The organism is Devosia enhydra, from assembly GCF_900119845.1.
GTDB lineage: Bacteria > Pseudomonadota > Alphaproteobacteria > Rhizobiales > Devosiaceae > FPKU01.
Genome location: NZ_FPKU01000004.1, coordinates 349,400 through 359,457 on the forward strand (window position 1 = coordinate 349,400; position 10,058 = coordinate 359,457).

The window sequence follows — 10,058 nt, forward strand, 5'->3', positions numbered from 1 at the left end:
TGAAGCGCTCAGCTCTCGGCATGAGGCGCGATGGCCGCGAGCGCCATGGCGCGGAACATATCGTCTCCAATGGCGCGCGCCGCACTCAGTGCCCCCGGCACATCGCCGGCCTTCGCCCGTTCGAGCGCGATTGCAACGTCCAGGTCGCCCCGGTCGCGGCGCCGCGCATGCGCGTCCGCCACCGCGATGGCCTCGGCGACCTCGCCCTTGGCCGCAAGTTTCACCGCAACGTCGCGCACCGCGATGCCGCGGTCCTCGGCATCAAAGATCATCGCTGTGGCCGCGATCGCGTCGTCCACCCGCCCGGCATCGGTCATCACCATGGCGATGCGCGACAGGGCACGGGTGCGGAATTCGGGGTTGCTGATGAGCCCGACGGTGGCCTTGGCCTCCTCGAACAGGCCCTGTTCGGCCTGCCGCTGCGCCACCGATACCAGCCCGCCGGCATCGGCATAGGCCGAGACGATGCCCTTGGCGAGGTCGAGCGCTTCGGCGAACTCGCCCTTGCGGGCCCGCGCATCGGCGATGGCGATCAGCACCTCGAGGTCGCCATAGGCCATCTCGATGCGCGCGGCGGTGGCGAAGGCGCCATCGATGTCGTCGTTATCCGCCTGAATGGCGCCGATCCGCGACATGGCGCGCGAGCGCCCGGCAATGTCGGGAATGGCAAAGGCTGTCTGCAGCGCGGCGCCGATATCGCCGCTCCGCGCCTGCAACTGGGCGATGCTCGCCAGGGCCTCGTAGAACCAGTACTGGTCGAACTCTCCGGCCCGCGACACGAGCCCGGAGGCGACCTTGAGCCGATGCTGGTCGGGGCTGAACCAGTAGTCCGTGGCAATGCGGCTTGCCGCCCGTATCGCCCCGCCATAATCGCCGGTGCGCGCGATGGCGGCGGCGATCTCGGCCTGGGCGCGCGAGCGGCGGAAGGGGTTGTCGATGGCCACGACCTTCTCGAACGCCGCCTCGACATCGCCGGCCGCGGCAGTCGCCGCCGCCACCGTCTCCAGCGCCCTGACGCGGACCCAGTCGGGCCGCGCATCGGGCACGGCCAGCGCGATGGCATGGGCGCGATCGAACTCGCCATAGGCGGCCATGTCGATGGCAATGGCGCTCAGAAGCTCCGCCTCGACGCGCCCGCCGCTGATCTCGGCGGCAATGGCGAGGGCCTCGTCGAAATGGCCCAGCCGCGACTGTGCCACCGCGATCGCATAGGCCGCCTCATCCTGCTCGTCGGCTCGCGACAGCGCCCCTGCAGCCCGCTCGGCCTCCTCCAGGATGCAGGCTGAACTCAGCGCCGAACATACATCCGGTCCGTTCTGCGCCAAAGCGGGCGCGGCGGCCGCACACAGGGCGACAAGGCCCAGCAGCATCGTGATCGGCATCGAACGGCTCATCGGGGACAACTCCTGCACCTCAGATTCCACCTGCATCGCGCCGCAAAGGCAATGGCGAACTTGCCGCACCCGGGCGATCCCGCGCGCATGAGCCAGGGCGCTCCGCCTCATAGGCTGCGCAGGGCATCGCGAGTATTTCTTCGTATATCTGTTATCGTTATCAGTCAAAATCTCGGCGACCACAAAAATATCGCTGTTAATGATCGATTAATCACATATCATCGCTGCCGATAGGCTCAGTCATTCGGGGGCGATGAGGGGCGGTCATGTATTTCGCACATACCACGGACGCCGCGTCCAAAAGCGATTGGGAGCCTTTGCCCGATCATCTGGCGGACGTCGCAGACGCGGCCGGAGCCGCGGCTGCACCTCTGGGCCTCGAGGCTCTCTGCCGCGTGGCCGGCCTGCTGCATGATCTGGGCAAGTATAACCCGGCCTTCCAGCGGCGGCTCGAAGGGGCGACCGATCCGGTCGATCATTCCACCGCCGGCGCGGCGCTGGTTCAGCAGCTTTATGCGGGGCGCGAGAGCGTCTTTGCCCAGCTGATCGCCTATGGCATCGCCGGTCACCATGCCGGCCTGCCCGATGGCAGCGGGGCAGGGGCCGGCACCCTCGTCGATCGGGTCGGCCGCTTCGAGAGCAAGACGCTCGATGCGGTGTGGACAAGCGAGATTACGCTGCCCCGGCAACTCGAGCGGCCCGATTTCTGCTGGATCACGTCCGCGCCCAACGAAACCCACGAAGAGAAGAAAAAGAAGCAGCAGCGCTTCGCCTTCCAGCTCGCCATGCTCGGCCGGATGATCTTTTCGGCGCTCGTCGATGCCGATTTCAAGGCCACCGAGGCCTTCTACTGCCGCATCGAGGGGCGCGCGGTCGATCGCGACTGGCCGGCCCTTTCGGCCCACCGCGATGATCTGATCGCCCGTCTCGATGCCCGGCTTGCCCAGCTTTCGGCGCGCGGCAGCCCGGTCGCCGATACGCGCAGCGCCATCCTCGCCCATGTGCGCAACAGGGCCGAACTCGCGCCGGGGCTCTTCACTCTCACCGTGCCGACAGGCGGAGGCAAGACGCTGACATCGCTGGCCTTCGCGCTCGACCACGCGAAAATCCACGGGCAGCGCCGCATCATCTACGCCATCCCGTTCACCGCCATCATCGACCAGACCGCCGGCCAGTTCCGCGACATCCTCGGCGCGGACATGGTGCTCGAGCATCATTCGGCGCTCGAAACGGCAGGCGAGGGGGCGGCATCGAAGGCCGACAGCGAATTCGCCGATCGCGGCAAGCTCCGGCTCGCCATGGAGGATTGGGCGGCCCCGGTGGTCGTCACCACCACCGTGCAGCTGTTCGAAAGCCTCTTTGCATCGCGCACGTCCTCGGCCCGCAAGCTGCACAACATTGCCCGAAGCGTCATCGTGCTCGATGAGGCGCAGACCCTGCCGCGACCGCTGCTGCTGCCGACCCTGCGGGCCATCGAGGTTTTGGCGCGCGATTATGGCTGCACCATCGTGCTGTGCACCGCCACCCAGCCGGCCCTTGACGAGCGGCACCTCACCGACGGGTTGCCGCTCGAGGGGCGCGAGCTTGCGCCTGATCCCATCGCCCTGTCGCGGCAGCTGCGGCGCGTCACCCTGCGCCAGGCCGGGCCGCTGCCCGATGCCGAACTGGTCGAGGAGCTGGCGATGGTCCCGCAGGGCCTGGTGATCGTCAATTCCCGCAAGCACGCGATGGCGCTTTTCGATGCCGCGCGGGCCGAGGGGCTCAATGGTCTCCACCATCTCAGCACCCGCATGTGCGCGGCCCACCGCAAGCCTCTGCTCGACACGATCCGGGCCCGGCTTGCGGACGGCGCGCCGTGCCGGGTGATTTCCACCTCGCTCATCGAGGCGGGGGTGGATGTCGATTTCCCGCGCGTCTGGCGGGCAGAGGCCGGGCTCGATCAGGTGGCGCAGGCGGCCGGCCGCTGCAATCGCGAGGGCTGTCGGCCGCTGGAGGAGAGCATCGTCACGCTGTTCGAGGCGCCCGACAACGCCCCGCCCCGCGAGATCACGCAGTTGAGCGCGGCGCGCAAGCGCATGCAGGACAAGTATGACGACCTCTTCTCGCCCGACGCGATGACGGACTATTTCCGCGAGGTCTACTGGCAATTGGGGCCCGAGCGGCTCGACAGGGGCGCTGTCGATGGCCAGTCCATCCTCGGCAAGTTCGTCCTTGATGCCGGGCGCGCCGACTTCTCCTATCGCAGCGCGGCCGAGAATTTCCGCATGATCGAGAGCGGCATGGTGCCGGTCATCATCCCGCTCGACGACGCGGCGCGGCGCGCCATCGCCGAGCTTGCGGTGGAGGCCATTTCGAGCGGCCGGCTGGCCCGCGCCCTCCAGACCTATACCGTTCAGGTGCCGCCAAAGGCGCGGCAGCGCCTCATCATGGCTGGCCGCGTCCGGTTCGAGGCCCCGCATCTGCGCGCCGACCAGTTCGCCGTGCTCACCGACATGAGCCTATACCGGCCCGAAACCGGGCTCGTCTGGGAGGATGCGGAGTATCTGGGCACTGAAGCGCTTTTGCAGGTCTGAGGGAGAAGAATGACCCACGGTGTCCGGTTGCATGTCTGGGGGCAGCATGCCTGCTTCACGCGGCCCGAGCTCAAGGTGGAGCGCGTCTCTTATGACGTGATGACGCCTTCGGCAGCGCGCGGCATACTCGAAGCGATCCACTGGAAGCCGGCCCTGCGCTGGGTGGTCGATGCCATCCATGTGCTCAAGCCCATCCGCTTCCAGTCCATCCGGCGCAACGAGGTGGCGCACAAGGCTTCGGCCAGCCTTGCGCGGCAGGCGATGAAGCGGGGCGATCTCGATGGGCTCGGCATCGTGGTGGAGGAGAGCCGCCAGCAGCGCGCCGCCGTGGTGCTGGTCGATGTCGCCTATATCATCGAAGCCCATTTCGAGCTGACCGCCAAGGCCGGGCCGGACGACAATCCGGGCAAGCATCTCGACATGTTCAACCGCCGCGCCGCGCGCGGGCAGTGTTTCCACCAGCCGGCGCTGGGCACGCGCGAATTCGTCGCCCATTTCGAAGGGCTGGCGCCCGATGCCCCGCTGCCCGAAGGGCCGGGCGAGAGCCGCGATCTGGGGATCATGCTCTGGGATATCGACCATGGCGCCCCCGGCAAGCCGTCGCTGTTTTTCCGCGCCAAGCTCGAAAACGGAGTGATGCGGGTGCCCCCGCCCGGCTCTTCGGAGGTGCTTTCATGAGCCTGCTGGCTTCGCTCGCCCGCGCCTATGACCGGATGCCGGAGCTTCCGCGCCCCAGCTATTCCACCGAAAAGATCGGCTTTGTCATCGGGCTCAATCCCGATGGCACGATCGCCAGCGTCTCCGACCTGCGCGATGGCGAAGGCCGCAAGAAGACCGCGCGGATGATGCAGGTGCCGCAGGGCGCGAAGAGGACTGCCGCCATCGTGCCCAATCTGTTGTGGGACAAGACGGCCTATGTGCTCGGCGTCACGGCGGGAGAGGGGCGCCGCACGGCCGATGAGCATGCAGCGTTCAAGGCTCGCCAGACCGAGGTTTTCGGGGCGAGTGACGATGAAGGACTGGTCGCCTTCCTCCGTTTTCTTGACCGATGGACGCCCGACCAGTTCGTGTCGCCAGGCTGGCCCGAGGAGATGAAGGACGCCAATGTGGTATTTGCCCTCGAGAGCGAGCGCCTCGACAGGGTCTATCTCCACGATCGCGCCGCCGCGCGCCAACGGCTTGCCCAGTCGGCGATCTCGGCCAAGGGCCCGCAGGACGGGCCCGTCTGCCTGATCACGGGCGCCCCCGCTCCGGTAGCGCGGCTGCATCCGGCCATCAAGAACATCTGGGGTGGGCAATCGAGCGGTGGTGCGATCGTTTCGTTCAATCTCGAGGCCTTCACCTCCTACGGCCACGAGCAGGGCGACAATGCCCAGATCTCCGAAGAGGCGGCGTTTCGGTACACCACCGCGCTCAACGCCATGCTGGCGGGCAGGCGCAATCGCGTGCAGGTGGCCGATGCCTCCACCGTTTTCTGGGCCGATGCCAGCGGCTTTGTCGCCGAGGCCGCCGAGGATGCGTTCGGGCAGATGTTCAACGGGGTGGACGAGGCGCGCCAGGGCGACAAGGTCGGGCAGGTGCTCGAACGGGTGCGCGCGGGCATCCCGTTCCCCGAAGCCACGGCGGGCCTCGTGCCCGATCTGGCGCATGGCGTGCGCTTCCACGTCCTCGGCCTTGCCCCCAACGCCGCCCGCATCGCCATCCGCTTCTGGTTCGAGGACGATTTCGGGGTGCTTGCCGAAAACTATCGCCGCTATGTCGAGGATCTGCGGGTGGAGCCGGCTGGGCGCGATCCCTATCCCCCGCTCTGGCGCTATCTCAACGAGACGGCGGTGCTCGGCAAGCGTGAGAACGTGCAGCCCAACCTTGCCGGCGAGATGATGCGCGCCATCCTCACCGGCGGGCGCTACCCGATGACGCTGCTGTCGGCAGTGCTCACCCGCATCCGCGCCGATGGCGAGATCAATGCCCTGCGGGTGGGGCTTTTGCGCGCCGTGCTCAGACGCAATTTCAACATGGAGAAGGAGGCTCCCGTGGCGCTCGACCCGGACAACAGAAACAAGGGTTACCTGCTCGGGCGGCTCTTTGCCCTTTATGAATATGCGCAGACGGCGGCGCTCGGGCGCAATGTCAATGCCACCATCAAGGACAAGTTCTACGCCTCGGCGTCGGCCTCGCCCCGTCGCGTGTTCAGCCTGCTCGAGCGCGGTTCGGTCAATCACCTCAGCAAGGTGGGCAAGCAGCGTCCCGGCCAGCGGGTCAATCTTGAGCGCGCCATCGGCGAGATCATGGGGGCGATGACCCCCGGCGAGGATCCATTTCCCGCATCGCTGCCAGCCGAGGACCAGGCGCTTTTCGGCCTCGGGTACTACCACCAGCGCAACCAGCAATTCGTCAAGCAAGACAGTTCCGCCCCGGGGGAGGGCCAGCCATGACCGCCATCACCAACCGCTATGATTTCGTTCTGCTGTTCGATGTGACGCGCGGCAACCCCAATGGCGATCCCGATGCCGGCAATCTGCCCCGACTCGATCCCGAGACCAATCACGGCCTCGTTTCCGATGTCAGCCTCAAGCGCAAGATCCGCAACTATGTCGAGATCAAGGGCGGCGGCCAGCCCCCGCTCGCCATCTATGTGCAGGAAGGCTCGATCCTCAACGAGCAGCACCGCAAGGCCTATGTCGCGCACCGGCCGGGCGATCCAAAAGTCGGCAGTGAAAAGAAGCTCAACCCCAAGGACGATATCGAGGGCAGGGCGATCACTAGTTTCATGTGCGAGCAGTTTTTCGATGTCCGCACCTTCGGCGCGGTGATGTCGACCGGCATCAATGCCGGTCAGGTGCGCGGGCCGGTGCAACTGGGCTTTGCCCAGTCGGTCGAGCCCATCGTGCCGCAGGAAATCTCGATCACCCGCATGGCCGCCACCACCCCGGCCGAAAAATCCCAGCGCGCCGATGGCGCCGAAGAGGGCAATGACCGTACCGACAATCGTACCATGGGCCGCAAGTTCATCGTGCCTTACGGGCTCTACCGGGTGCACGGGCATGTCTCGGCTCATCTGGCCGCCCGCACGGGCTATTCGGATGACGATCACGCCCTGCTGATCGAGGCGTTGGGCGCCATGTTCGAGCACGATCATTCGGCCGCGCGCGGCGAAATGAGCAGCCGGCGCCTCGTGGTCTTCAAGCATTCGAGCCCGCTCGGCAATGCGCCGGCCCACAAGCTCTTCGAGCGCGTCAGCATCGGCCGCTCCATCGATGGCGAGGCGCGGCCCATAGATCGCCGCCTCGACAACTATCCGGTTGCCCGCGCCTATTCGGATTACGCCATCACCATCGACCGCGAGGGGTTGCCGGAGGGGGTCGAGATCCTCGATCTCATCTGAGCCATGCCGGCTGGCGGCGATACGCCCGGCCTGCCCGCCGGGAGCGAGCCCATCCCGCTCTCGGCGCTCCAGCACGCCGTCTATTGCCTGCGGCAGGCGGCGCTCATCCATCTCGAGCGGCTGTGGGAGGAAAACCGCTTCACCGCCGAAGGCCAGGTGCTGCACCAGGTCGCCGACAAGCCGGGCGGTCGGCATGTGCGCGGCGTGCGCCGCCAGATGGCGCTGCCGCTCGCCTCCCTCAGGCTCAACCTGTCGGGGGTCGCCGACGTGGTGGAGTTCCATCGCCAGCCCGATGGGTCGGAGGTTCCCTTTCCCGTCGAGTTCAAGCGCGGCAAGCCCAAGTCGCATCGCGCCGACGAGGTGCAGCTCTGCGCCCAGGCCCTCTGCCTCGAGGAGATGTTCGATAAGCCCGTGCCGATGGGCGCGCTCTATTACGCCGAAACGCGCCGGCGAACTGAGGTCGCCTTCGATGCCGAACTGCGCGGCCTGACCGAGGAGACCGCCCGCGCGCTGGCCGGGATCTTTGCCAGCGAGCAGACGCCGCCCGCCCGCTACAAGGCCAGCCTCTGCCGGGCCTGTTCGCTGATCGAAATCTGCCGGCCGCGGGCAGGGGAGCGGTCGGCGCGCGCCTTTCGCCGCCGCCTCGTCGAAGACCTTGCGGACGCGCCTTCAGCCGATCCCGAGGCGTCGGCCCATCCGAGGGAGGGCGGCGCATGAAAAAGCTCCTCAACACGCTCTATGTCGCGACCGAGGGGGCCTCGCTCTCCAAGGATGGCGAAAACGTCGTCGTCCGCCTCGATGATGCCGAGCGCGGCCGCGTACCGCTGCACATGCTCGCAGGCCTCGTGGTCTTTGGCCCCGTCTTCGTGTCGCCGGCCCTGATCGGGGCCTGTGCCGAGCGCGGGCTGACGGTGACGCTGCTCGATCGCCAAGGGCGGTTCCAGGCGCGCATCGAAGGGCCGGTCTCGGGCAATGTGCTGTTGCGGCGCACCCAATATCGCCGGGCCGAGGCCCCGGAGGAGATCGTCCGGGGTTTCCTCCTCGGCAAGCTGGGCAACCAGCGGGCCGTGCTGATGCGCGCCCTGCGCGATCATTCCGAAACGCTCGACCCCGAGGCGACGGCGGCACTCGCCGATGCGGCGCGCCGCATCGCCCTCATCATGGCGCGGATCGAGTTTTCCGAACTCGATCTCGATGCCCTGCGGGGCGCCGAAGGCGATGCCGCCGGCTGGTATTTTTCGGTTTTCGACCATCTCATCCGCGTTCCAGAGCCGGCGATGCGGTTTTCGGGGCGTTCACGCCGGCCACCGCGCGATGCGATCAACGCCCTGCTGTCCTTCCTCTACACGCTTCTCGTCCACGAGTGCCGCAGCGGGCTCGAAGCGGTGGGGCTCGATCCCGCCGTCGGTTTCCTCCATCGCGATCGCCCGGGCCGCCCGAGCCTCGCGCTCGACCTGATGGAGGAATTGCGCCCGATCTTCGCCGACAGGCTGGCCCTTGCCCTCGTCAACCGCCGGCAGATCGGCCCGGCCGATTTCGAAACGCGCGACGGCGGCGCCGTCTGGCTTTCCGATGCCGGCCGCAAGACCGTGCTCACCGCCTGGCAGGATCGCAAGAAGGACGAGCGGCGCCATGATTTTCTCGACGAGACGGCCCCGCTCGGCCTCGTCCCTTTCCTCCAGGCCCAACTCCTCTCGCGTCATCTGCGCGGCGATCTCGATGGCTATCCGCCCTGGGTGTGGAAGTAGCGGGCGTCGGAGGATGGGAGTGGAGCGGCTGGTAGGTGAGGCGCTGCGATGATGGTTCTGGTCACCTATGATGTCAGCACCCAGTCGCCCGGCGGCGCCGGCCGCCTGCGCCGGGTGGCCAAGGCCTGCCGCGACCATGGTCAGCGCGTGCAGTTCTCGGTCTTTGAGATCGAAGTCGATCCCGCCCAATGGGCTACGCTCAAGGCCCGCCTCGAAGCGATCATCGATCCGGCCATCGACAGCCTGCGCTATTACCATCTGGGCGCCAAATGGCAGCGGCGGGTAGAACATGTGGGCGCCAAGCCCGCGACGGATCTCGGCGGCCCGCTCATCCTCTAGCCGGCGGTTATGCGATGTGAAGGCCAGTCAGCCGTCTGGATGCGCAAGATGAGCAGGGGGGTGCTGTCGGTGCGCCCCTTGGCGCTTCTTACTATTTGCGCGAAGCGGCGCAGAACGCCCGGCCTATGCTGTGTCGTTCCCCAGACGGCAGACTGGTATCGACTTCGCCGGCAAACGCTGTAGTCTGCCACGAGGCGTGGAGACAGCCTGTCGTTTGTCCTAGCGACATGATAGAGGCCGGCGCTGTCAGCGTTCCCACCGGACGGGTGCCGCAAAGGCGCCCGCCGCCCCCGGTTCCGCGGCCCTGAAGAAGGCAACCGCGACGCTGCAGATCGCGCCTCTCCGGCGCGACCAGCCCCTGAAACGTCCAGGGCCGATCCTCCCCCATGTCCAAGCAGCGCCCGCCAGCGCGAACCCCAAATGTGCCCATCAACCCCGGCAGGTTCGCACCAAGCGCAACCCGTTGAAAACGCTGGCCTCTGCCATAGTCCCCCACCGCACCCATCCCCAACCCTCCCGACCGCCGCCGGTTTCGCGCTCAACTCCGCCTTTTCTCTTCTTGCTCAATCCATTAGACCCTACCCCGTCGCCCCTCCCACAGGGGCGTGGATCGAAACCT

General features: G+C 67.1%; 8 protein-coding genes. 7 read left to right on the plus strand and 1 reads right to left on the minus strand.

What is annotated here, in order from left to right; genetic code table 11:
• Nucleotides 1–8: 8 nt before the first annotated feature.
• A complete protein-coding gene (locus BT183_RS20110) occupies nt 9–1,394 on the minus strand; it encodes a tetratricopeptide repeat protein (RefSeq protein WP_143145928.1) in 1,386 nt (461 codons plus the stop codon).
• Nucleotides 1,395–1,660: 266 nt separating this feature from the next.
• On the opposite strand from BT183_RS20110, the gene BT183_RS20115 reads away from it, so the two are divergent.
• From BT183_RS20115 to cas2, 7 genes are read left to right on the plus strand one after another with little or no spacing between them, the layout of a single operon-like run.
• The gene (locus BT183_RS20115; RefSeq protein ID WP_072346917.1) at nt 1,661–3,967 is read left to right on the plus strand and encodes a CRISPR-associated helicase/endonuclease Cas3; all 2,307 of its coding nucleotides are present in this window, start codon (nt 1,661–1,663) and stop codon (nt 3,965–3,967) included.
• A gap of 9 nt (nt 3,968–3,976) precedes the next feature.
• A complete protein-coding gene (gene cas5c / locus BT183_RS20120) occupies nt 3,977–4,645 on the plus strand; it encodes a type I-C CRISPR-associated protein Cas5c (protein WP_072346919.1) in 669 nt (222 codons plus the stop codon).
• Nucleotides 4,642–6,402, plus strand: coding sequence for a type I-C CRISPR-associated protein Cas8c/Csd1 (cas8c, locus tag BT183_RS20125; RefSeq protein ID WP_072346921.1), 1,761 nt, complete (start codon nt 4,642–4,644; stop codon nt 6,400–6,402). Before cas5c ends, cas8c begins: the two co-directional genes overlap by 4 nt.
• Nucleotides 6,399–7,352 carry a type I-C CRISPR-associated protein Cas7/Csd2 gene (gene cas7c, locus BT183_RS20130; protein WP_072346923.1) on the plus strand — a complete coding sequence of 318 codons (954 nt, stop codon included), beginning with the start codon at nt 6,399–6,401 and terminating at the stop codon, nt 7,350–7,352. Before cas8c ends, cas7c begins: the two co-directional genes overlap by 4 nt.
• A 3-nt stretch (nt 7,353–7,355) precedes the next feature.
• Nucleotides 7,356–8,069: a CRISPR-associated protein Cas4 gene (gene cas4, locus BT183_RS20135; RefSeq protein WP_072346925.1), complete on the plus strand. Its 714-nt coding sequence runs from the start codon at nt 7,356–7,358 to the stop codon at nt 8,067–8,069.
• The gene (cas1c, locus tag BT183_RS20140; RefSeq protein ID WP_072346927.1) at nt 8,066–9,100 is read left to right on the plus strand and encodes a type I-C CRISPR-associated endonuclease Cas1c; all 1,035 of its coding nucleotides are present in this window, start codon (nt 8,066–8,068) and stop codon (nt 9,098–9,100) included. The genes cas4 and cas1c overlap by 4 nt, the downstream gene beginning before the upstream one ends.
• A 48-nt stretch (nt 9,101–9,148) precedes the next feature.
• Complete coding sequence (gene cas2 / locus BT183_RS20145) at nt 9,149–9,439, plus strand: CRISPR-associated endonuclease Cas2 (protein ID WP_072346929.1); 291 nt, start codon at nt 9,149–9,151, stop codon at nt 9,437–9,439.
• Nucleotides 9,440–10,058 lie beyond the last annotated feature (619 nt).